This window comes from Streptomyces sp. NPDC017943 (assembly GCF_044328425.1).
Classification (GTDB): domain Bacteria; phylum Actinomycetota; class Actinomycetes; order Streptomycetales; family Streptomycetaceae; genus Streptomyces; species Streptomyces djakartensis_A.
Map to the genome: position 1 here is coordinate 105,218 of NZ_JBIRHH010000011.1, position 23,096 is coordinate 128,313.

Genomic DNA, 23,096 nt, shown 5'->3' on the forward strand with positions numbered 1-23,096 from the left:
GTCAGGTCCGTCCGCCCCACCGTGACGGTGGTGGTCACGGCGGGCTTGCCCGCCGTCAACTTGCCGTCCGCGGCGAAACAACTGGCCGCGGTCAAAACCCACTGCTGGTCGACAAAAGTGCCGGTGCAGGCAGCCTGCTCACCGACCTCGACCTTCGCGACAGAGGTCATCTGCGCCGGCGCGTCGACTCCACCCAGCGCGAAAGCCGACGCGGTGGTTGCCGGGAGGGCGCCCAGAACAAGGGGGGCCGCGAGCAAGGCGGTGGTCAACGCGGAGATGCGTCGACGTCTGGAGAGGTGCATGAACGTGGATTCCTAGACACGAGGGCCGCGCGCCCGAAGGACATCGGAGTGCGCTGCGGTGGGCATGACAAAGTCGGGCGCGTCTACTTGGAGGACCTGATCTCGACGAGCAGGTGATCGCGGCCCTCTTCGTCGGCGGCCTCACCCACCGGGGTCCAGGCGTTCTTGTTGAGGTCGAACGACTTCTCCTCGGCGCCGACGGTCATGTCGACCTCGGTGGTGTAGTCGTTGCCCTTGATCGCGTAGACCGCCGGGATCTCCAGGGTCAGCCAGCCCGAGTCGCCCACCACCTTGAAGCAGATCTTCTCCGCCTTGTTCCGAGCCATGATCTCCAAAAGGCCTGAGCCGCTCCCGCAGTCGGCCAGGGTGATGTGCCCGTCACCGCGCTTGAGGACGATGTTCTTCTCGGCCAGGATCTTGTCCGCCAGCGGGTAGCTGAAGTCCTCCACCGCATAGCCGGGGGACTCCCCCGCCACCAGCGCCGTGGGCTTCGACTCCTGCGAGGCCCCGGCGGGGATGGTCGTGGCCGCCGCTACCCAGGCCAGGGCGCCGACCGCCGCCGCGCCCAGTGCGCGCAGAGCAATCCGCTTCCGCTGCGACGTGACAGACATTCTCTTGTATGGCTTCATCTGCATCCCCAAATGTGTCGCCGACGACCGGATGTTCGTGACCTGTACAGAGGCTTTCGGGCGCACCGGAATGCGCTTTCGGCATCGCCTTTCCGGGTGCGCTCCATCCCCACGGCAAGAGGCTCGCTTGATTATCGAAAGCGAGAAGTACCCATCTCCGTGATCACCATCCTCTTCATCATGCAAACACGAAGCCACCCCCAGGTCGAGCAGGGAAAATCGCGCATACCGACGCAATCCCCCAGCCTCATTCATGACCTGCATCACACTTCATGAAGGTTGCACGAGGAAGTGTGAAGAAACTGTGAAGAAGCCAATGACGTACCGTCAAGTCAGCCCTTGAAAACGCGAGTTGAAACCTTCAACGCCGCAATTGACTTATGGTGCATGGACAGTTGATATGGTCCGGGCTTGCACGTCACCGCGAACGCACGCCACTTCGCGTCCGTCGGCATTCCGCCTCTCAGGCACGCCGGAAACCGTGCTGTCAGTGCCACCCGGCACGCCCTGTCACCAGCTCATGTCCTGTCACCAGCTCACACGGGAGACAACTCTCCGATGCAGACAGTCTTCTGGAGCCGGCGCCGCGTGCTCGGCGCGCTCGCCGCCTCCGCCGCCATGGCGTCCACTCCCTTCACTCTCCTCCCGACGACCGCCGCTGCCGCAGGCGCCACCTCCGATCCGGTGCCGCTGCCGGACACCGAACGCGCCAAGGTCGTCAAGGCGTGGCTGACCGGTGGCAGGAGCGTCAAGGCCGCTGCCGCCGAGGCCCTGTACGGGTCGGACGCCGACATCCAGACCTTCCTAGCCGAGACGTTGCCGAGGCAGACGGTGGAGGACAATCGTGTCGCGATCGTCCGCAGCCTGGACCGGGCCGGCAAGGGTCTGCGAAGAGAGGCCGTCGCCGCTCTCGAGAGCGGCGACGCCGCGATCGCCGCGTTCCTCGAGGACGGCTTCAGACCGGCCATCCTGGAGGATCTCCGGGTCGCCACCACCACCGTCTCGGCCACGGGTGACAAGGCGGTGGTGCGCAGTGCCAACGCCGCTCTCGACACCGCCACCGCACCGGCTCTCACCGGCTTCCTCACCGACAAGCAGTACGACGCGCGTCTGGAGGACACCCGGGTCCAGGTCAGCGCCATGCTGATGAACGGTGGCCCGGAGGTGCAGAAGTACGCGGGACGCGCGCTCGAGGGGACCGCGGCGGATGTCGAGTGGTTCATGGAGACCGGTCAGCACATCGCGCGCGCCCGTGACCAGGAGTCGGCGACCATCGAGGAGCTGGTGGCGCTCGTCGAGCGCGAGGGCAAGCGTGCCCAGAAGGAGACCAACCTGGCTGTGGAGGCCTCGGCCCGCGCCGAGACCGCTGCCGGGAAGGCCAAGGAAGCCGCCCAGAAGGCCGCCGCCGAAGCGTCCGCGGCCCAGAACGACGTGACGAAGTCAGCGGCGGCGGCCCGGAAGGCGGCGAACGCGGCGAAGGGCGCGGCGGATGCCGCACGCAATGCCATCAACGCCTCCAACGCAGCGGTGAACGCATCCCGCCGGGCCTCGTGGGCGGCCACCGGCGCCGCTCAGGCCGCCTCGAACGCGGGCAGCGCCGCGTCCCGTGCCTACAGGGCTGCGATAGCCGCCTCCAAGGACGCGAGCAAGACGCAGGAGGCCAAGGACGCGGCAGTCGCCGCCAAGAACGCCGCGGCCAAGGCCCGGAGCGCCGCGGCAGCCGCCGACAAGGCGGCCATCGCCGGCGATGCGGCCGCATCCGCCGGCACGGCCGCCGCCTCCGCCGCACGGAACTCGGCCGCCGCCGCCACGGCCGCCGCGCAGGCCGCCGCCTCCGCCGGGGTCGCTCAGGCGGAGGCGGCCGAGGCCAAGCGCCAGGCCGCGATCGCCACCAGTGCCGCCAACCGCGCCACCAACGCGGCCTCCGCCGCCCAGGCACTGGCCAGCGCCGCCGCAGCAGCAGCCCGTACCGCCCGAGACGCCGCCAAGTCCGCAGCCGCCCACGCCGACAAGGCGGCAGCCGCCGCCGAGGAGGCCGTGAAGTACGCGGGCCAGGCGATCGACTACGCCAACAAGTCGACCGCGCACGCGGACGAGGCCGTGAAGGCCGCGAACGTCGCCACCAAGGCCGTCGCCGACGCCATCGAGGTGGAGAAGAACGCCCGTGCCGCCGAGGCCCAGACGCTGGAGCAGGACAAGCAGAAGGCGATCGAGGAGGCGCAGTTGCTCGCCTCCGCCGAGGCGAGCGATCTGTCCGACGTCCGCGACAAGCGCCTTCTGGCGCAGCGCACCGCACAGGAGATCAAGGACCTCACCACCAAAGCCGAACAGGCCCTGTACTCGGGAGACATGGCGCTCGCCGCGACCCTGGGACGCAAGGCTGCGATCGGCCTGATGGAGTCCCGGGGCGCCTGGACGCGACAGGCCGCCCAGCACGCCCTGGCGGGCTCCGACGACGACGTCTTCGCCTGGATCGACCTCGATCGGGCCCTCGCCCAGGGCCAGGACGACCGCGAGACCGCCCTCCACGTGGCGACGATCGCCGCGCCGAAGATCGCGGAGGCCGCCCAGCTCGCTCTGGAGAGTTCCAGCTCCAAGGCCATCGGTGACTTCCTCACCATCGGCATCAAGAAGGCGTCCGACGAGGAACTGCGCGTCGCCATCAACAAGATCCTCAACGACGGCGCGGGCAGGGCCGTCACCAACGCCGCGAACAAGGCACTCGACGAGAACACCACCGAGTCCCTCAACCACTTCTTCGACCACGACTACCCGCTGGCGCAGCAGGAGGACGACAGGGTCCTCGCCGGGAAGCTCATCAGCACCGGCGGTGCCTTCACCAAGGCCTACGCCGAGGTCGCCCTCGAGGGCCCGGCGTGGATGCTCCGCAACTTCATCCTCGTGGTCCAGTTCCGGACGGCGCAGCTCGACCACGACACCGCCACCCATGTCGCCGCGGTCCGCGGTGCCATCGCCGCCGCCGCGAAGATCGCTCAGCGGGCGCAGGAGAACGCCGCGCGGGCGACCCAGGCCGCCTACCTGGCCCGCAACAACGCCGCCAAGGCCCAGGAGTGGGCGGACAAGGCGATCGCCTCGTCCAAGGCGGCCGACAGCTACGCGGACGAGGCGCGCCGGAACGCGGACGCCGCCGACAAGTCGGCTGCTGCTGCCCAGGCTTCCGCCAACACGGCGAAGGCGGCCGCGGCGACCGCCCGTGGTGCGGCCCGATCGGCCAACTACTCGGCCAACAAGGCGATCGACTCGGCGCGCGCCGCCCTCAAGTCCTCCGCTTCTGCGCAGAGTTCGGCCAACGCCGCACGTGCCTCCATGCTTGCCGCGCAGGCGGACGCGAAAGAGGCCGCCGCCGCGTACTCCGAAGCCAAGCGGATCACGGCCGAGAAGCACCGGGCCGAGGTGGCGGCCAGGGCCAAGGAGGCCGCCGAGAAGGCCCGGCAGGACCGCGAGGCCAAGCGTGACCCCGCCGCCAACGACCGGAACAACCAGGTCAACCCCAACGGCACCAAGGATCCTGCCGACTCGGACGAGTGGTGGAACGACGCCCAGTTCTACGCGGACGCGGCCAATGTGGTCAGCGTCGGTGCGGGCCTCCTGGCCGCGGGCTGCACTCTCGCGGGGTTCGTCTTCCCACCGGCCTTCGCGGCAGCCGGCTTCTTCGCCGGTGTCTCGACCGGTGCGAGCGCCATCAGCACGGTCTTCACCGGCATCGAACACGGCTTCACGAGCAGTGACTTCTGGTGGTCCGCCGCAGGCACCGGCCTGAGCCTGGTCACCTACGGCCAGTCCAAGTGGCTGGGCGCGGTGAAGCCTGCCAGCACGGTCGTCAAGCCCGTCGTGGGCAAGATCGCGGACGTCGTCGAGGACGGGGTCTCCGCCATCACCAAGGATCTGTTCGACCTCGTCGGCTGACGAGTGAGCCCCTCCCGTACGGCCCTGCCGCGGTAGAGCGCGGGCCGCCCACCGCTGCACCCGGGGGCACGCACTTCCCGTCCCGTGCCCCCCTCTCCCTGCCACCCGGACGAAGAAACAAGGAAAAGAGACCTGACGAACATGCACGACAGACGCCAGCGAGGCGCATCACTTCGAATACGGGCGCGGTCGACCGTACTTGCCGTACTCGCCGCCGTGACGCTGGGACTCACCACGGCGGGTACGGCCACGGCACAGCAGACCGCCGGCGAGAAGCCGCGGAGCGCCGGCACGGCGGACCCGACGATCCAGGCCGGCACCCCGGTCTCCGCCACCAGCCCCTTCCCCAAGCAGTCGGGGGAACGCTGCGAGCCCACGAAGAGGGGATCGAAGGAGCGCCGGGCGGGCGCCGTCGAGGCGTGTGTGAGCACGACGCCCCTCCCGGCCGCGCGAGCCAAGGCACGACAGCAGAGCCTCGCCGCCGCCTCGGCCGGCCTCGGCAGCTGCTCCCTCACCAGCCCAGGCAACTACTCGTACGAACGCTTCAGTTACTGCGTGACCGGGGTGAACGTCCTCTACATCCTGCGCGACACCAAGGGCGCGGAGCTCGGCCGCGGCACCCTGGAGGTCTCCACCAGCGCGTCACTGCCTGCGGCGGGCACGGCGTGGAGCGAGCACGTCACCGTGACGATGACCTCCGCGAGCAACGCCGTCACCGCCCTCGACGCCAAGCTGCGCGCCTCCTGCACGACCGGCTGCAGGGCGACGACGACCGCGCCCTGGTACGAGAGCGGCATCGTCCTGGGCAAGACCCTGTCCGGCGACGTCAAGTACTCCTCGGCGCCCGCGACGGGCTCGGTCGCGGAGTTCCTCACCTCGTACAAGCTGTACGTCACCTCCCCGGGAGCCACGCCCGTCGACCCGAGCGCCTCCTGGGACAACCCGCGCAAGATCCGCTGCGACGACGCGGTCGGCGGCGGTTCGGCGGCCGGTTGTGTGATCCCCTCGATCATGCCCGTCGTCCCGATGAGCGCGCAGGCCTCCGAAGCCGGCGGCGCCGTCGCCGCCTACGCCTGGGCGCAGAAGAAGCTCAGCGGCGCCTGGGGCAAGAAGGGCAGCCCCCTGACCCGGTCGACGAGCGGCGTGGCCGACCGCACCGCCCGCACGTGCAGCGGCTTCACACCCGAACCGGAACTCGTCGACAACGACTCCTGCGGCGACTTTCCCTTCGGCGAGGCGAAGCAAGGCGGTGCCGCCGGCGCCGAATGCGTCAAGGTGATCCCCAATCTCGCCAGCGGCGAATGGGGCGCCTACGTCCTGAACGACGCCCGTGTCGTGGACCCCGCCGCACCCTGCGTCCAGGCCCACGTCACACCCGGCGAGAAGCAGTTCGCCGACAGGCAGCTCGCCGACGGCTTCAAGAGCCAACGGGTGATCGACGCCGACCAGTTCGAGCTGACGTTCTCGCTGCCGGAGACCGGCCCGCGTGCCCGCTGCCTGGACAGCAAGCCGGACGAGGCACCCACCAGTGGCGCCGGGTGGATCCTGAACACCACCGAACCGGTCCCCCACGTCAACAAGACGACCACTCCGCTGGGGCAGGCCGGGGCCAGGCCGACCCGGGCGCAGGCATGCCTGGACAGGACGGCCCCGGAAGGAACCGACGCACAGGGAGACATCCCCGGCTGGCAGGACGCGCAGCTCTTCCGGACCGCGAACTCGCTCACCAACGGGCTGGCCCGGTGTCATCTGATCCCGAACGTCGCCGGCGGACGGGGTGTACAGGTCAATCTCGTCCCGTGCTGGCAGTCCGGGATGAACACGGGTACGCCCAGCATGCGAACGTACGAGGCCATGGCGCAGAAGGTCATCAAGAGCGATGTCTCCGCCTTCGGTCCGGACGACGCGATCTTCTACCAGGTGACGCCCGTCTACAACGACGGCACCAGCACCATCCCGGTGGGAGTCACGATGACCGCTGACATCGAGCGGGCGGACGGGACGATCGAGCGGCTGTTCCACAATGTCTATGTCACCAACACGTTGAAGAACACCGGGTTGTACAACCTCGGCAACTGATCACCGTCAGTTCGCGCCAACGGGAGCCAGCATGAGTTTCACCACGCCGCCGCGGCCGTTCGACGTGACCGCGCTCCTGCCAGGTCTGGCCCCGTTGGCCCGCACGGCGACCCGGCTGCATCCCCGCCCAGGGTCGCCCACCCCGCACGAGAGCTCCGTCGGCGGGCCGCTCCTCGGGCCCGCCGACGAGCCGTGGCCCCACTGCGAAGAGCCGCACGACAGTGACGCCACAGACGAGTTGCACCCCCCGGACGACATACGGCTCCTGCGTCGCATCCGTGCCGCAGCGGCCGAGCGCCGGCTCCGCGACTCCGAAGCACTCGCGGTCACGCCCGAGGAGCAGGAGATCGAACAGCGGCTGCGGAAGGGCCACCCGTGGTTCGACGGCCCGATTCCCATGATTCCCGTCGCCCAGCTCTACGCCCGTGACGTTCCTCTCCCGGGCAGCCCTCCCGGAGCCGATCTTCTCCAAGTCCTGTGGTGCCCCTGCGACCACTCGGAGTTCGCACACCCCCGAACCGCCCTCCGCTGGCGTTCGTCGACCAGCGTCACCGACATCCTCGACAACCCGCCCGAGCCACCCGTGATCCAGTTCGAGTGGTACCTCCCGCAGCCATGCCTTCTGGCACCCGAGCAGGTCACCGAGTACCCCAGCCCCCCGGAGCTGAGCACGGAGCTCCAGCGGCAGTTGGGAGACGTGAGCCGGTGGCAGGCAGCCGGACTCACGTGGGACAGCACCGGCGCGGAGACCCCCCAGGAGTTCTACTTCCGCAACCTGTGCCACGCCCCCGGGTGGAAGACGGGCGGCTGGACCCGCTGGGGCCTCACCGACCCCGTCCCCCGCCCCTGCCCCGCTTGCGGCACGGAGACGATCCCACTCGTCACCATCGCCAGCAGGGAATGGAATTCCGGGAGTCGGAGCTGGATGCCCGAGGAGGAGCGGACGAACCCGACCCTGCTCCCCCTCGGCACCCAGCCGTCGAACGTCACTCTGCTCAACATCGCCGACGCCTACGACCTGCAACTCCACGTCTGCCCGGTGTCCCCCGACCATCCGCACATCGAACTCGTCCAGTGAGCTTCCAGGACGAACCCTCATACACCTCGTCCCGGACGAGCGGCTGGCGGATGCCGCGTCCGGGGTTGTCGCCGGTCTCGAACGGTGCCAGGGAACGCATGTCCTGCCGGTCATCCGATCGTTGATCTCTGTCTCGGCCGTTCCGGCCCTTCTGCATCCTGGGATCGGATCACGACAACCTGGAACCAGCCTGCTCCAGGTATGCACGCCTGAGTCGGCTTCCTCTTCGACCGAGTCACCGGAGTACGACACGTGAACCACCGCATGCGCAGCGCCCTGTCCGCACTGGCACTGACCGCGACTGCCGCTCTGACGCCGGCTGCCGCCACCGCCACCGCCGCCGAGGACGCCGGTCCCCGCCCCGCACCGGTCGAGTCGCCGCCTGCCCCCTGCACCGGCGAGTACCGGGGAGATGCGCGGCTGGGACCGCAGATCCTGCCCCGCTCATGGCAGGAGCCGGTCGGGCCGCTGCTGAAGAACTACCACCGCACCGGTGGACTGTCCCCCCGGGACTTCCTGGCCAAGTACTGGAAGGACGACAGCCCTCAGGGCCCGGGTGGGTGGAAGTACCCGCCCGACGACGGGTTCGCCGAGACCAACACCGGGGAGGTCGTCAAGCACGTCGAGGTCCTGGAGCCCGGTGAGAAGCTGGACCGCTTCGGCTCCGAGTACGGCTCCTACCTCGCCCCCGCCGGCGACCCCTACGCCAAGCGGGCCCTGCCCCCGCAGAACCTCAACACCCGCGACCCGCAACACCCGTGCGACTACCACCGTTACACCGTCACACAGCCCTTCGCCGTCTGGCAGGGCCGCATCGCCCCCTGGTTCGAACAACCCGGTGGCGGCCAGCAGATCAAACTCGACCCAGCCCTCCTCGCCCCGGGTGAGGGGGACGGGCTGAACGTCAAGTGGCTGCTGGACCACGGCTATCTCGCCCCCGCCGCAGGCTGAACCCGGTCGGCCGGTGGACCGCGAGAGTCTGCGCACCGTCCTGCGCGCCCGGGGCGTGCAGGACGGCCACTACTACATCGAAGGTGTCCACCAGCCCTCTCCCCTGCCCACCGACTTCCTGTATCTGCGCCGGTCCACGGCCGTCCCGGGCACGTGGGAGACCGGAGCCCACGAGCGAGGCACCTGGGAAGCAATCGCCTGGCACGCGCATGAGGAGCACGCCTGCGCCCATCTTCTGCGGTTGCTGACCGCAGAAGGCTGACGAGCCCGCCCGCTCGTCCGAGAGGGCGAGCGGGCGGGCTCGGGCTGTGCGCTCGGGGCCTGGCTATCTCGGCCGGACGTGGGTGAGGGCTTCGTCGAGCAGGTCCCGCAGGGCCGCGGAGGTCGGTGCGACGGCGGTTGCGAGCAGCGCCAGGCCGCCGGCCAGCGGGGTGAGGACGGCCTGTCCGCTCGGGGATCCCCGGCCGAGAAGGACGGAGGTGGCGGGAAGTCGGGCGGCCGGGTCGACGAGCAGGACTTGGCCCACGGCGCGGTGCCGGTGCAGGACGGCGGGGCCGTCCCAGCCGGGTTCCGGGTCTCCGTAGGCGGTCTGCTGGTCGAGCAGGACACCTCCGGCGCGGTGGACCAGGAGCCGGCTGACGAGGTGGCCCGGCTCTTCGTCGGCCCGGCCCAGGAGTTGCTCCTCGCGCAGCAACAGCCGGGCGGTGGGGGCCAGTTCGATGGTGTAGGTCTGCCGGAGGTTGCTTCCGGCGGCGCTGATCAGTGGTTGGGGCAGCCAGCGCAGGTGGGCGTGGTCGCCGGCGGTGAGCCGTACGTCGTAGGTGGCCGGCGCTGTGGTGGGCCCGCGCAGGGCCAGGGTGGCGGCTGCTGTGGTGACGTCCAGTGCGGCCCGCTCGGAGGCGGTGACGTCGATGGTGAGCCGGTCGCCGCCGAGCGGGCCGCTCATCGCACCGATGATTCCCACCCGGGCGGTGTTGCCGTCGGGGCGCATGCGGCGGAGGTGGAAGGGCCCGTCGCTGTGCAGTCGCGGAAGGGTGGTGACGTGTCCGTTGTGGGTGGCGTGGATGCGGGCGTGGGCGCGCACGCCGGCCGGGTGTACGGCAGGCTCGCCGGAGCCCAGGACCGGGGCAGTGCCTGGCCGTTCGTTCCGGGGCGTCGGGCCCGGGGCCGATCGGGACGTGGCAGCGGTCATGCGGTCGCCTCGGCGTGCCAGGCGGTGAGATGCGCGGTGACCCAGTCGGCGACTTCCCGGATTCCGTCGTCGCTGGTGAGGCTGGTGAAGACGACGGGCAGGTCGCCGCGTTGCCGTTCGGCGTCGGCGGCCATGGTGGCGAGGTCGGCGCCCACGTAGGGGGCGAGGTCGGTCTTGTTGACGACGAGGAGGTCGGCGGTGGTGATGCCGGGGCCGCCCTTGCGGGGGATGTCGTCGCCGCTGGAGACGTCGATGACGAAGATCTGTGCGTCGACGAGGCCTTTGGAGAAGGTGGCGGTGAGGTTGTCGCCGCCGGATTCGACGAGGACGAGGTCGAGGGGCTGGAGGGTTTCCTCCAGGTGTTCGACGGCTTCGAGGTTGGCGGAGATGTCGTCGCGGATGGCGGTGTGGGGGCAGGCGCCGGTCTCGACGGCGGTGATCCGTTCGGGGGGCAGTACGGCTTCGCGCAGGAGGTATTCGGCGTCTTCGCGGGTGTAGATGTCGTTGGTGACGACGGCGATGGACCAGCGATCGCGCAGGGTGCGGCACAGGGCTGCGACGCTGGCGGTCTTTCCGGTGCCCACGGGCCCACCGAGGCCGACGCGGAGGGCACGGCGGGTGCCGTCGGGGCGGACGGGTTCGGCGCTGTGGGTGTGGCGCTGCGGCATGGTCACGTGGTGGTCGAGGTGCACGGGGGGCTCCGGTGGATGTGGGTGGGGGTCAGGAGGCGAAGAGGCGTACGGTCCAGGCGGCGTGCTGTTCTGCGGTGATGTCCAGCAGCGGCGAGGACGCCGACGGCAGTGCGTCGACGCCTTCGGTGAGAGCGCGGTCGGCGGCTCGGGCGGCAGCGGCGGCGACGGTGTCGATGTCGGGGCCGAGGCGGGCCAGCAGCCCTGACGCGTCGAGCGGATCGAGGCTGAGCAGGCGCACGGCCGCGGTCGCCGGACCGCCGGTGCTCTCGTAGGCGGCGGCGTAGGCGGCATCCAGGGGGGTGAGGCCGGCGGCTCGGGCGGCGAGGCCCAGCACGATCGGCTGGTGCGCGCCCCGGGGACGTGCGGCGGCCAGCGCTTCCAGCGCCCCGGAGGGGAAGATGGCTCGGGCCGCACGCATCATCTGCCGACCGAGGCGGCGGGCGACGGCTCGCAGGGCGGGGCCCGGCGTGCGTGCGTCGGCGGCCTCGTCCAGCAGCAGGGGGTCCAGTCCGGCGGCCGCTGCGGCTGCCAAGCCGGCCGTGGTCAGGCCGGTGGTGTGCAGGCGGCCCCGGCAGAAGGATTCCAGGTCGGCGGTGTCGTGTACGGCCTGTTGGGCGACGGCTGCTTCCACGCCGCCGGAGTGGGCGTGTCCTCCGGCGGGGAAGCGCCCGTCGGCCAGCAGGAGCAGGGCTGCAAGGCTCATGGAGGAGCGGCTGCCTTTCGCATGGGGGATGTGGTGCCGGGTGGGGTTCGTCGGCCGGGCCCGGCGGACCCGGCTGTTGGGTGACCGGCCGGGCGGGGGACCTGATCAGAAGAGGAAGTACCGTTGCGCCAGGGGTACTTCGGTGACGTAGGAGCGTGGGACGGTTGCACCGTTGATCTCGGTGCGGGCGTCGGATGTGGTCGCGCCGCCGATGGTGACCTCGAAGCTGTTGTGGTCGACTTCGAGGCTGTCGGGCACGGTGTCGTTCAGCTTCATGTCGGCCTTTGTGACCTGCCGCGTGCTGGTGATGTCCACGAAGTCCTTGTCGAGTCCGAGGCCGGGGTTGTCGCCGGTGCCGTCTCCGTTGAGGGTGTCGGCCACGCCCGGGGCGACGAAGTTGACCGAGTTGCGCCCCGGGGCACGGCCGGTGGAACCCCACACCGGTCGGGGCAGGTACGGCTGCGGTGTCGGGATGGAGGCGTTCGCGTCGCCGACCTGCGCGTAGGCCAGCTGACCGGCCTTGAGGAGCATGTGCGGTTTGACGCCGAAGAACTTGGGCTCCCACAGCACCAGGTCGGCGAGCTTGCCGGTCTGCACGTCGCCGACGTGTCCGTCGATGCCGTGGGTGATCGCCGGGTTGATCGTGTACTTGGCGACGTAGCGGCGTGCGCGGAAGTTGTCGTTCGGCTGCCGCCGCTCGGTGAACGCGTGGTCCTCGTCCTCGTCGGCAGGGCGGACGCGGGCGGCCGCGAGGTCTTCCTTCAGCGGGCCGTAGCGGGCCTTCATGACATGCGCGGTCTGCCATGTACGCATGATCATTTCGCCGATGCGGCCCATCGCCTGGGCGTCGGAGGACATCATCGAGATGGCGCCCATGTCGTGCAGGAGATCCTCCGCGGCCATGGTGGAGGGCCGGATCCGGGAGTCGGCGAAAGCCATGTCCGCCGGGATCTCGGGGTTGAGGTGATGGCACACGATCATCATGTCGACGTGCTCCTTGACGGTGTTGACCGTCAGGGGCCGGGTCGGGTTGGTCGAGGCCGGCAGCACGTTGGGGTCCTTGACCAGCTCGATCATGTCCGGCGCGTGTCCGCCGCCGGCCCCCTCGACGTGGAAGATGTGGATGGCGCGTGCCTTGCCCTCGGTGAGCTCGCCGTCCGTGGTCCCGGCGCCGCCGGTGAAGGCCGCCCGTGTGCTCTCCAGGAAGCCCGACTCGTTCAGGGAGTCGGCGTGCAGGGCGAGTTGAATGCCGCGCTCCTCGCACACGTCGAGGGCCCGGTCGATCACCGCGGGAGTGGCACCCCAGTCCTCGTGGATCTTGAAGCCGCAGACACCGGCGTCCACCTGCGCGTTCAGTTCGTGCGTGTTCATGGTGCTGCCCTTGCCAAGCAGACCGACGTTCACGGGGAACTCGTCCAGCGCCTCGAAGACGCGGCGGATGTGCCAGGCGCCCGGGGTCACGGTGGTGGCCTTGCTGCCCTCGGCCGGGCCCGTGCCGCCGCCGATGAGGGTCGTCACGCCCGAGGCCAGGGCCTCGTGGATCTCGCCGGGGCAGATGAAGTGGACGTGGGTGTCCACGCCGCCGGCGGTCAGGATCTTGCCGTTGCCGGAGATCACCTCCGTGCTCGGCCCGATCACGAAGCTCGTCGGTGTCACCGGGATCGGCAGCGTGTTGCCGCGGGTGGTGCGGTCCGGCATCTCGAAGCGGTCGCTCGGGACGGGGTCCATGGTCTCGGGGTTGTAGGCCTTGCCCAGGGCGGCGATGCGTCCGTCCCGGATGCCGATGTCGGCCTTGACCACGCCCCACCAGTCGAGGACCAGTGCGCCGGTGATGACGGTGTCGACCGGCCTGTGGTCCGTGGCGTCGCCGGTGACGCTCCTGCCGTCCCGGGCCAGGTGCGACATGCCCATCGACTCGCGGATCACCTTGCCGCCGCCGAAGATCATCTCGTTGCCGCTGTAGGAGGGGCCGCCGCTCCAGTCGGCCTCGATCTGCAGCGTGAGGTCGGTGTCGGCGAGACGGACCCGGTCGCGCGTGGTGGGACCGTACAGGGCGGTGTACTCCGCCCGCGTCAGCTCGTTGCTCGCCATCGGCCGGAGACCGGCCCCGGGTTCCTGGTTGCGGCCGTGCGCCTGCGGCGTGCTCATGGAACGATCCCTTCGCGCAGTCCGTGAATCTTGCTCAGGTCGCTGGTGCTGCCGTCGCCGGCCGTGACATCACCGCGGATCTGCACCAGTTCCACGCAGCACTCGTCGCCCGGTTCGAACCGCACCGACGTGCCCGCGGCGATGTTGAGCCGCCTGCCCTTGGCTGCCTCGCACTTCCCCAGACTGCGATCCTCAGGCAGGGCCTGGCCGGCCGGGACCTCGACGCTGATGACCCTCAGCCCCGGGTTGACCTCGGCGAAGTGGTAGTGGGAGCCCACCTGGACCGGGCGGTCGGACTCGTTCTTCACTCTGATCCTCGTCCTGCCCGGTCCCGGCAGCACCGTGGCGTCCTGCTGCAGGCTGACGCCCTCCGGGTCTCCGTCGAGGTGCACGTTGAAGCAGATCGGGTCGTAGCGGCGGACGATCTCGTCGGGGTCCCAGTCGCTGGACGGTGTGCCGCCGTCCTCGCAGTCGACGGGCGAGCCCGGCGTGCGGGGCGACTGGGGGTGCTCCACCTTGCCGGGGTACACCTCGGGCTCCGCCGCGGCCTCGGGAAGAGGGTCGTGGATGGTGACCAGTTTGGTGCCGTCGGGAAACGTGGCCTCCACTTGCACGTCCTTGATCATCTCCGGGACGCCGTCCATCACCTCCTCGCGCGTGAGCAGGTGCCGACCCGAGTCCATGATGTCGCTGACCGTCCTGCCCTCCCGCGCCTGCTCGAAGACGTGCACGGTCAGCAGGGCCATCACTTCCGGGTAGTTCAGACGCAGCCCGCGCTCGCGGCGGCGTCGAGCGACATCGGCCGCGACATGGATCAGCAGGCGCTCCTGCTCATGCGGAGTCAAATGCACGATGAGCCCGTCTCTCTGTTGGTCGTGCAGGTGCAGCGGCCCCGTCCGCCGACGCCGTTCTCCAGCGACGGCGACCGGGCGCTCTTCGAGCATCGCGGAGTCACCTCACACAAAGAGCCAAACCGGGATCACACCACACCATCCGGTGAAATACATCGCGGGGCTTCAAGTGCCCAACAAATGCAGGTGCCTTCTGACACCGACGCGGCCTGCCGGCACGGTCCAGGTCAGCACGGTCCGGGTTCAGCACAGTCCCGGCCACGTCGCGCCTGCGCAGATCGGCCAACATCGTGATGCTCCGTACGGTGCGGGCCGGCCTCCCCTTCGAGGGCATCGGTGTGTCGGCGCGCCTGGTGCCGTGTGGGCCGGGCCCCAAAACCGGACGAGTGAAGTGTTGTGCCGTCCGGGCGACGGTGCCTTCTGTCAGAGTCGGGCATCGTGACCAGTCAGCCGCAGCAGCAGTTGCCCCCCAACGACGCCCCTGCCACCTGCCCCACTCCGCTCGGACAGGCCCCGGCGCTGTTGTCGGTGGGGGTGGAGGAGGAGTTCCTCCTCGTCGATCCCGTCAGCAGAACGGTGCGGCCCGGCGGCCCGCAGGTGGCCGCGGCGGCCGCGGCGACCGCCGGTGAGCTCGAGCACCTCGTCGACACCGAACTGACTCGCTACCAGCTCGAGGGCCGCACCGACCCCCATACGCATCTGGGCGAGGTACTCACCGAACTGCGTTCCGTACGCGCGGCGTTGGCGCGCGCGGCGGCCGGGCGGGGGCTGCGCATCGCCTCCAGCGGTTCCCCGATCACCGGCCTGGTCGCACCAGTGCCCCTCACGCCGGGCCCGCGGTACGCGGAGAGCCTGTCGCTCTTCCGCGCACTGGACGACGAGCAGAGCGCGTGCGCCTGCCACGTGCACGTCGGCGTGGCCGACCCGCGTGAAGCGATCGAGGTGAGCAACCACCTGCGCCCCTGGCTGGCGACACTGACCGCGCTGGCGGCGAACTCCCCCTACTGGGACGGCCGTGACACCGGCTACGCCAGCTGGCGCACCCTCACCTGGGGGCGCTGGCCGGTGGCCGGCCCACCTCCCTACTTCGAGTCCCCCGCCCACTTCCAGGAACTCGTCGAGGAACTCATCCTCACCCGCACCGTCCTGGACCACGGCGGCCTCTACTGGGACGTCCGGCCCTCCCACCATCTGCCCACCGTCGAAGTACGCGTCGCCGACGCAGCCCTCACCCCCGAGGACACCATCCTGCTCGCCGCAGTGGTCCGCGCCCTGGTCGCCACCGCGCTCAGGGCCATCCGCGCCGGCGAACCGGCCCCCCGCCCGGCCCCCGAGATCCTGCGCGCCGCCTCCTGGCGGGCAGCACGCGACGGACTCACGGGACACGCCCTCGATCCCCTCACCCGGCGCCTGGTCCCCGCGACCGAGCAGGTGGAGCACATGCTGCGCACCCTGTCCCCCGCCCTGCACCGCAGCGGTGACCTCGACCTCGTGCGCAGCCACTGGGAACGCGTGCGCACCCGGGGAGGCGGAGCGGAGCGGCAGCGTGCCGCCTACCGCCATCGCTCCAGCCTTCACGACGTCGTCGACCATGTCGTCGCCGCCACCTGCCCGACGCAGGCACTCCCCACCGCCCCACCCGGCGCGCCGGCCGGACAGGGCGGACCACAGTGAGTCCGAAGTACGTGCCTGCAGGGGCAGGGATCGGGGCGTGAGCGTCGGTACCCACGGTCAGCGGTGACCTGCTCCCAGAGGGAGGTCACCGCTGACCGTGGGTACCGGATCTCGGACCCTCCACCGTACGTGCCTATCCTGCCGCCATGGGTCTCGATCTCATGCTGTTCATGGCGGACTGGAGGCACTTGAGCGCCACGCCAGTCGAGAAACGCCTTGAGGCGCTGCAGGTTGCCGCCTTCCCGCCGGAGATCGACGACGAGTACTACATCGGCCGGCCACGCGGCGGCTGGACATGGCTTCCGGACCGCGAGGGGGCATGGTGCGCGGAGTACGACTTCTTCGCCACCACCGGCGCCTATCGACACCATGCTCATGCGGGGAATGCGTGGGCCGATATGAGGCCCTTCGTCGACGCGTCCCTGCGGGAAGCGATGGACAGCTTCCTCGGCGGTCTGATCTGGAACGCGGACCCGGCCGACGACCTTGCGCTGACCGGCGGCGGAGGCTTCTTGCCGTCGGCCGCGGACCGCCGGCACCCGTCGCTTCTCCTCGTATGCCCGCCCGAGGTCATGCCAGGCAAGGCCCTCGCCTGGGCGCGGGCGGAATCCCGCCTCGAGGAATTGCGGAAACCCTTCGCCGCCGAATGTCAGTCCTGGGCCGGGCGCCCTGACAGCTTCGAGGACTTCACGGCCCTATTGCGTGAATGGGGCACTGTGACCACGGAGGCTGCGCATCGAGGCTGGGGGCTGGTGGGACTGCCCTGACCGTGGACGGCTGACCTCGACCCGATCCTCGACGCTGTGCGGAACGTGCTGAGGGCTGGACCGGCGCCCGCATCACCTGCGGACAGCGCCTGCCCAGCCCTCAAAGCAGCCAAGACAGCTCATCACCTGACGAGCATTACAGGGGATCGCCGGTTGGCACGACCGGCGATCCTTTAAAAGAAGTGCTTTCGTCCACCGACCGCGCGACCGGTCGCACCCAGGATCCACAGGATGGCGCCCACCAGAATGAGGATTCCACCGATCGTCGTCAGCAGGCCCATGCCGACAAGCAGGCCGATAATCAGCAGAATAAGCCCAAGAATAATCATCTCAACCCCATCGTCAATTCCGGCTCAAGCGCGTGTGCGTTTGAGCTTCGCAAGGGTCCGATTTCCGTCCCTTGGCTTTTGGATCCCTACCAGCTCCGAGGGCCAGGACCTCGGTGCGATAGTCCTTGTGCCCGGCGAAGCGAGGTTCACGCACTGCTTCGAGACTTTGTTCAGTGCGCCGCCCCCGAGGGTTCGGGAGTTGGCGATCGGGACACCGGGCCATGGCGCATTCGGGCAGGTCAGGCCCCAGATCGAAAGGATCCTGCACCCCGCTCACCCGTGCTGGGTGACGGCGCTGTGGCCGCCTGTCGGCTTGGTGGCTCACTTCGAACCTCTCTCCGCTCGTGACACCGCCAGCCCGTATGCGCTATTCATCCTCGTTGTGCCGAACGTCGAAGGACTGCCCCTTCTCGTCGCTCTCGTCACTCTCGCCGCTTCTCGACCGTAAATGCCAAACCTGACGAGTTCGCCCAGAATCCCGGTCCTCAAGTCCGTCCAGGCGCAGCGGTGCCCGATCCGGCAGGGCTCGCAGGATCAGATCTGCTGCCGTGCGATAGGTTGCGGGCGACACGAGAGAAGAGCCCGCATGGACTCCCGCATCGCGCGGTTGCGACGCAAGCTGGCACGCGTCCCCTACACGCCCGGCCGAAGCCACTCCTTCGGCGAGGAGCGGCACCGATTTCGTCTCGGCCCCCGGCTCACCGAACGTCGGGCAGACGCCTTCCAAGCCGAGCACGAGGTGGATCTCCCCCAGCCCTACCTGGACTTCCTCACCCAGATGGGCGGTACAGGAGCGTCTCCGTACTACGGACTGATCCCGTTGGAGGATTGCACGCTCTTCACGATGAACGCCAGAGTCGCCGGAACGGGCTCGAGGGGGTTCAGCCGGGCTCATCGGCCCACGCGCCGTGGTGACCTGTTCCTGCACGCCATCGAACGCGGATGCAGCGATCTGGTCCTCATCGGCATGACCGGCCCTCTCACCGGACGCATGCTCGTCGGCAACGCAGACGGCTTCTGGGGTCCGAACGTCTCCTCGGCCCCGGACTTCCTCGCCTGGTACGAACGATGGCTCGACCACATGGCTGCCGGGCAGGACAACCGGGCCTTGGAACTCACCTCACCCAGGCTTCGAGCACAGCCGCTTCGGCAGCGGCTCGCTCACTCGCCATGACTCCTCCGCAGGCGCGCAGCGGCGCACAGTGCCGCACCCGCACCACCCGGTTCCGACCGGCCGCGCTGCGCTGCGCGTCGGTGGGGATGCCGGTGGGGGCCATGGTCGATGCTGACGAGTAGCAGTGTCGTGTCCGCTGGTGGTGGAGGTGGCGTGTGGGTCGGGGTCGTACGGGGCAGGCATCCACGCGGGTGGTGCGCATGCATCAGCGGATCCCGGCCCGGCGGGCACTGCACCGGGTGCGCCTGGTGATCGACGGTGCCTTCGATCTGGTCCGGCTGAAGCTGGACGCGCTGCCCGACGGCATCTACCAGCCGGTGCCGGGACTGCCGGTGCGCAGAGCGAAGCGGGCCGACGGCACCATGTCGCGATGGGCGGCGATGGAGCCGGTCGTCGAGGGCCTGGGCGTGCGGACGGCGCTGGATGTCGGTGCGAATGCCGGCTACTTCCCGATCATGCTCGGCCGCCGGGGGGTGGCGGCCGTGGCACTGGAAGCGGAACCCAAGTACGCGCGTACCGCGGCCACCGCGGTGCGGCGCAACCGGCTGACCAATGTGGCGATCATGGAACTGGAGCTGCGGCCCGACACGGTCGGCCTGCTGCCGGCGGCCGATTGCACGCTGGTGTTGTCGGTGTGGCACCACCTGGTGCGCTTGCAGGGGCTGGAGACGGCCACGGCGCTGCTGCGGGACGTGTGGGCGCGCACCGGCAAGGTGATGTTCTTCGACACCGGTGAGGACGAGATGCCTGCGGAGTTCGGGCTTCCTGCGATGGTGCCCAGTCCGGACGCCTGGCTGGGCACGTATCTGCGGGAGACCTGTTCCGGCGGCCGCGTCGAGTATCTCGGCCGGCACCGCGCCTTCGACGCCGCCGGGCTCCCGACGGATCGGGCGCTCTTCGCCGTGCTGCGCGAACAGCCCTGATATGTCATCAAGCGCGTCCGCCGCCGCTGTGCATCAACTCCAGCCCTTCGGCCGGACGTTGTGCGTGAGCCGGAACAGGTTGTGCGGGTCGTGCAGCGTCTTCACGCGGCGGAGCCGCTCGAAGTCCTCGGCCGCGAAGAGTTCGCGTACCTGCTCCTCCGGCACCGGGGCGCCGTCGTTGTAGACGGAGTTGAGACTGCGGCCGACGGTCCAGGGTTTCAGGGCGTCGTACACCTTCTGGTGGACCGGCCGGGCGGACGCGGACGGCGCGGCCGTGCCGCCGGTCGTCACGCGCAGCATGTACGCGGCCTGCCTGGCGCCGACCGCCCCCCTGCCGGGATGCCGGCGGGAGAAGGCGCCGCCCAGGTGACGGATCTCGACACTGCACGGCACCGCCGCATCGGGCCCCGCCACATCAACGACGGTCCGCAGGGCCGTGGGGTCGAGTTCGCGCAGCAGGACGTTGCTGCCGAAGTAGGCGTGGGGGGTCTGCGGATCCTGGTAGATGGTGCCCACCTGTGTGTACGGCATGTCCCGGACGGTGTCGACGAGCCGCGGGCCGAGAGCCCGCAGCGGCGCCACCAGCCGTTCGCCCTCGTCGGCGGGTCCCGTGAAAGCGATGCGGATGTGTGCGGCGTAGCGTCCGTGCAGCGGCTCGGGGACGTCGGCCCACGGTGGGCAGGTCATGAGGCAGATCGAGGAGGTCAGTTCCTCGGGGAGGGTCGACGTCCATGCCCGGTAGGCGTGCAGCAGGTCGAGGGGGCGGTCGGCGGCGAAGTGCAGGGCGCCGCCGTACAGCCGCGTCACCGGCATGAGGGCGGTCTCGACGGCGGTGACGACGCCGAAGTTGCCTCCGCCGCCGCGCAGCGCCCAGAACAGGTCGGGGTCGTCGCCGGCCGTGACGTGGCGCAGTTGTCCGTCCGCGGTGACGATGTCGAGGGCGCGTACGTGGTCGCTGGCGTACCCGGTGCGGCGGCCGAGCAGGCCGACACCGCCTCCGAGGAGGTAGCCGACGACGCCGATGTGCAGGGCTGAGCCGTTGGCCGGGGCCAGGCCGTGCGGGGTGGTCTGCTCGACGACCTCTCCCCACAGCACGCCGGCCTGGGCCGTGACCGTGGCGGCATCGGCGTCCACCGAGACGCCCTTCAACCGACGGGTCGTGATGAGCAGGCCCTCACCGTTCAGGGCGGTGACGATGCCGTGCCCGGTGGACTGCACGGCGACGGGCATGCTCCGTTCGGCGGCGAAGCGGACCGCGGCGCGCACGTCCTCGGGGCGGGTCGCGCCGACGACGAGAGCCGGGCGGTGCCTGAAGCCGGCCTGGAATCCGGCCCGTTCCTCGTCGTACTCCCCGCTGCCGGGCAGGAGGACGGGCCCCCTCACCTCGGCGGCCAGTGCGTCGGCGTCACCGCTCATACCGCTCATACGTTGCTCTCCTTCCTCGGCCCACCCCGGCCACCGCATCGCGTGCGGCCCGTCATCGCGTCACCGCAGCGACGAGTTCTCCTGCACCCAGTGGAAGCCGCGGCTGATCAGAGGGAAGGTGTGCGGGGCGCGGCGGCGCAGGTGCAGGCGCAGGTGGCAGCCGTCGGCCTTGCCCTCCAGGATCAGTGCGTCGTCGGCGGGACGCTCGAAGGCGAAGGTCACCCGCCAGGTGGGATCGGTCATCTTGGTCAGGGCGAGGGAGCGGGCGTCCATGTCGATCGCCGCCATGCAGGGATCGAGCGAGTCGTCCATGTGCTGGATGGCCACGACGTCGGCGGAGTCCACGACGACGCGGCGCCAGCGACGGTCGTCGGTGGTCACAGGCGGGTGCTGCTCGCCGTCGACGGAGAAGTCGGTGACGTCCCAGACGCCGTGGAGTTCGGGCTTCTCGCGTCCGCCTCCGTGGTTCTTCCAGAACGTGAAGTCGTTGCGCAGTTGGGCGCCGAGGAGCCAGAGTCCGGCCCCGGCCTGGAGGGCGGTGGCGATCCGGTTCGCCCGGCGGGAACGGAAGAGGTCTCCGGTCGAGGCGGCGGGCAGCGGATGCCCGGTGAGCGCGGCCCCGGCCAGGCGGGGCGCGTGCGGGGCCAGCAGCAGCAGGCTGAGCAGGAGCAGCTGGTAGGAGTGCACCTTGACCGGGACGTCGAAGGTCAGGTTGAGCAGGAGGACCTGGGCCATCTCCGCCGCGGACAGCAGGGCGCCCAGCGGCGCCGTGCGCGGCAGGACGAGCAGCAGTCCGCCCGCGATCTCGGCGCACCCGAGCACCATCTGGTACGGCTTCGAGGATCCCGTCTGCGCCCACAGCAGGCTCATCGGGCTGAGCTCCCCGAGCGGCTCGACGAGCTTGGAGGGTGGCAGCTGGAACTGGAGCGGGACGGCCTTGGCCGCGCCGTAGGAGAACATCTGGCCCGCGAGACAGAAGCGGGCGGCCAGGCGGAGCCACTCCTGCGGTGCCGCACTACCCGTCCGGTGGCGCTCCAGCACGGACAAGGCCGGAGTGGCCACGGCGGCGCCCGCGAGCCAGCAGAGCTGTCCCGCCCAGGTGTGCGGGTCGTCGCCGCCTTCGAAGCGGTCGCCCAGCTCCTTGCCGAGGAACCGGACGGACATCCAGTTCCGCACCGGGCGGATCGCCCAGAGCTTCGCCCAGGCGTCGGCCGCCTCCTGAAGACGCCCCATGCCGCCCCCGCGCAGCGCCAGGTACACCTGTGGGGAGGTCAGGCAGTACAAGCCGGTGTAGACGCAGCCGAACCGGTAGGCGGCGCGCGCGGCCCCGGACCGGTTCGGCCGGGCCGCAGAGGTACCGGTCGCCGCGAGCGCGCGTCTGGCGGCCCGGCCCGTCGCTGAGGACGCGGCGGTCCGCAGCCACTTGCCTACTCGCACCTTCATCGTTCCTCGCCTTCTCGGGGCCGTCTTCGGTGGGTGCGGTCAGTCGCGGCGGAAGCGTCCGAGCCAGGCGTGCACGTCCAGCAGTTCGGACGTGGTCGGGATGACGCCGCGCATGAGGGACTCGTCGATCGACTCGACCGTCCAGCCTTCGGCGAAGCCGTCGCGCAGGTGGTCGGCGGAACGCTTGAGGGTGGGCGACTCGTCGTCGTCCGGGAGCGGCGCCGGTATCTCGTCGATGGCCTCGGCGAGCCGCGCCTGCATCTCCGCGGATCCCCGGTCGCTGATCGAGAGGATGTGCGCCACCGCACCCGGACGGCAGGCCCGGTGCAGGGCGGTGGCGTAGGCGCGCAGCCTGTCGCCCTCGAAGGTGTGAGCGAGGCCGGAGTCGATGACGGTGTCGAAGCGCTCCTCCCAGCCTGTGAGGTCGAGGGCGTCGGCGACTTCGAAGACGGCGCCGAGTCCGCGCGCCTCGGCCTTGTCCCGGGCGAGGGAGATCGCCGTCGGGGACAGGTCCAGCCCTGTCACGGCGTAGCCCAGGCCGGCCAGGTGGAGGGCGTCCTCACCGGTGCCGCAGCCCGCGTCGAGCACGGCGCCGTGGATGAGGCCCGCCTTCTCCAGTGCCACGTAGGCGGGTTGGGGGGCTCCGATGTCCCATGGCGGTCGTTTGCCGAAGGGGCTCTCTCCGCGGTAGACGGCGTCGAACACCTCGGTCATCGCCGCGGCTGCGTCGGGTGCGCCGGCAGGTTCAGTCATGGCTGCCATGATTGCGATGCCTGCCGGCACCTCCCGGGTCTCTTGCGGACTTCTGT

At 70.2% G+C, this 23,096-nt stretch carries 20 protein-coding genes and 1 pseudogene; 9 read left to right on the plus strand and 12 right to left on the minus strand.

The annotated features are described in order from the left end of the window. Positions 1 to 302: trypsin-like serine protease (locus ACH4C6_RS30065; protein WP_398111781.1), on the minus strand; the 302-nt coding region annotated here is incomplete at its 3' end. 83 nt (positions 303 to 385) lie between these two features. Beyond that, complete coding sequence (locus ACH4C6_RS30070) at positions 386 to 913, minus strand: hypothetical protein (protein ID WP_398111782.1); 528 nt, start codon at positions 911 to 913, stop codon at positions 386 to 388. A gap of 576 nt (positions 914 to 1,489) precedes the next feature. On the opposite strand from ACH4C6_RS30070, the gene ACH4C6_RS30075 reads away from it, so the two are divergent. The 5 genes from ACH4C6_RS30075 (at position 1,490) to ACH4C6_RS30095 (ending at position 9,228) form a co-directional block, all read left to right on the plus strand. Next, the gene (locus ACH4C6_RS30075; RefSeq protein ID WP_398111784.1) at positions 1,490 to 4,858 is read left to right on the plus strand and encodes an ALF repeat-containing protein; all 3,369 of its coding nucleotides are present in this window, start codon (positions 1,490 to 1,492) and stop codon (positions 4,856 to 4,858) included. 216 nt (positions 4,859 to 5,074) lie between these two features. Beyond that, on the plus strand, positions 5,075 to 6,937 hold the full coding sequence (locus tag ACH4C6_RS30080; protein WP_398111785.1) for a DNA/RNA non-specific endonuclease: 1,863 nt from the start codon (positions 5,075 to 5,077) through the stop codon (positions 6,935 to 6,937). A gap of 31 nt (positions 6,938 to 6,968) precedes the next feature. Continuing rightward, positions 6,969 to 8,015 carry a hypothetical protein gene (locus ACH4C6_RS30085; protein WP_398111786.1) on the plus strand — a complete coding sequence of 349 codons (1,047 nt, stop codon included), beginning with the start codon at positions 6,969 to 6,971 and terminating at the stop codon, positions 8,013 to 8,015. A 264-nt stretch (positions 8,016 to 8,279) separates the two neighbouring features. Continuing rightward, positions 8,280 to 8,966 carry a TNT domain-containing protein gene (locus tag ACH4C6_RS30090; protein ID WP_398111890.1) on the plus strand — a complete coding sequence of 229 codons (687 nt, stop codon included), beginning with the start codon at positions 8,280 to 8,282 and terminating at the stop codon, positions 8,964 to 8,966. Between the two features lie 13 nt (positions 8,967 to 8,979). Then, complete coding sequence (locus ACH4C6_RS30095) at positions 8,980 to 9,228, plus strand: hypothetical protein (protein WP_398111787.1); 249 nt, start codon at positions 8,980 to 8,982, stop codon at positions 9,226 to 9,228. A gap of 63 nt (positions 9,229 to 9,291) precedes the next feature. Here the strand turns inward: ACH4C6_RS30095 and ACH4C6_RS30100 are convergent, their stop codons facing one another. The 6 genes and pseudogenes from ACH4C6_RS30100 to ACH4C6_RS30125 all read right to left on the minus strand — a co-directional run. Continuing rightward, positions 9,292 to 10,050, minus strand: a complete 759-nt coding sequence (locus ACH4C6_RS30100; protein WP_398111788.1) for an urease accessory protein UreD — start codon at positions 10,048 to 10,050, stop codon at positions 9,292 to 9,294. Between the two features lie 104 nt (positions 10,051 to 10,154). After that, complete coding sequence (gene ureG, locus ACH4C6_RS30105; protein ID WP_398111789.1) at positions 10,155 to 10,850, minus strand: urease accessory protein UreG; 696 nt, start codon at positions 10,848 to 10,850, stop codon at positions 10,155 to 10,157. A gap of 28 nt (positions 10,851 to 10,878) precedes the next feature. Then, positions 10,879 to 11,553: an urease accessory protein UreF gene (locus ACH4C6_RS30110; RefSeq protein ID WP_398111790.1), complete on the minus strand. Its 675-nt coding sequence runs from the start codon at positions 11,551 to 11,553 to the stop codon at positions 10,879 to 10,881. Positions 11,554 to 11,658: 105 nt separating this feature from the next. Continuing rightward, positions 11,659 to 13,644, minus strand: a complete 1,986-nt coding sequence (locus ACH4C6_RS30115; protein WP_398111891.1) for an urease subunit alpha — start codon at positions 13,642 to 13,644, stop codon at positions 11,659 to 11,661. Positions 13,645 to 13,697: 53 nt separating this feature from the next. Further along, complete coding sequence (locus ACH4C6_RS30120; RefSeq protein WP_398111892.1) at positions 13,698 to 14,231, minus strand: urease subunit beta; 534 nt, start codon at positions 14,229 to 14,231, stop codon at positions 13,698 to 13,700. 24 nt (positions 14,232 to 14,255) lie between these two features. After that, a pseudogene (locus ACH4C6_RS30125) lies at positions 14,256 to 14,552 on the minus strand (urease subunit gamma); the annotation flags it as partial. Positions 14,553 to 14,990: 438 nt separating this feature from the next. On the opposite strand from ACH4C6_RS30125, the gene ACH4C6_RS30130 reads away from it, so the two are divergent. Both ACH4C6_RS30130 and ACH4C6_RS30135 read left to right on the plus strand, forming a co-directional pair. Then, complete coding sequence (locus ACH4C6_RS30130; protein ID WP_398111791.1) at positions 14,991 to 16,226, plus strand: glutamate--cysteine ligase; 1,236 nt, start codon at positions 14,991 to 14,993, stop codon at positions 16,224 to 16,226. Positions 16,227 to 16,372: 146 nt separating this feature from the next. After that, positions 16,373 to 16,993 (plus strand): hypothetical protein, encoded by a 621-nt coding sequence (locus ACH4C6_RS30135; RefSeq protein ID WP_398111792.1) that lies wholly within the window; start codon positions 16,373 to 16,375, stop codon positions 16,991 to 16,993. Positions 16,994 to 17,166: 173 nt separating this feature from the next. On the opposite strand, the gene ACH4C6_RS30140 is transcribed toward ACH4C6_RS30135, so the two are convergent. Next, complete coding sequence (locus ACH4C6_RS30140) at positions 17,167 to 17,322, minus strand: hypothetical protein (protein ID WP_010059700.1); 156 nt, start codon at positions 17,320 to 17,322, stop codon at positions 17,167 to 17,169. Positions 17,323 to 17,908: 586 nt separating this feature from the next. On the opposite strand from ACH4C6_RS30140, the gene ACH4C6_RS30145 reads away from it, so the two are divergent. Further along, positions 17,909 to 18,496, plus strand: a complete 588-nt coding sequence (locus tag ACH4C6_RS30145) for an SMI1/KNR4 family protein (protein ID WP_398111793.1) — start codon at positions 17,909 to 17,911, stop codon at positions 18,494 to 18,496. 239 nt (positions 18,497 to 18,735) lie between these two features. After that, entirely contained in the window at positions 18,736 to 19,419 is a 684-nt protein-coding gene (locus ACH4C6_RS30150) for a hypothetical protein (protein WP_398111794.1), read from the plus strand. 33 nt (positions 19,420 to 19,452) lie between these two features. Here ACH4C6_RS30150 and ACH4C6_RS30155 read toward each other — a convergent pair whose 3' ends face one another. The 3 genes from ACH4C6_RS30155 to ACH4C6_RS30165 are packed head-to-tail and all read right to left on the minus strand — an operon-like array spanning position 19,453 to position 23,040. Continuing rightward, positions 19,453 to 20,844 (minus strand): FAD-binding oxidoreductase, encoded by a 1,392-nt coding sequence (locus ACH4C6_RS30155; protein ID WP_398111796.1) that lies wholly within the window; start codon positions 20,842 to 20,844, stop codon positions 19,453 to 19,455. A 60-nt stretch (positions 20,845 to 20,904) separates the two neighbouring features. After that, the gene (locus ACH4C6_RS30160) at positions 20,905 to 22,287 is read right to left on the minus strand and encodes a DoxX family protein (RefSeq protein WP_398111798.1); all 1,383 of its coding nucleotides are present in this window, start codon (positions 22,285 to 22,287) and stop codon (positions 20,905 to 20,907) included. A gap of 39 nt (positions 22,288 to 22,326) precedes the next feature. Next, a complete protein-coding gene (locus tag ACH4C6_RS30165; protein WP_398111799.1) occupies positions 22,327 to 23,040 on the minus strand; it encodes a class I SAM-dependent methyltransferase in 714 nt (237 codons plus the stop codon). Positions 23,041 to 23,096: the final 56 nt, after the last annotated feature.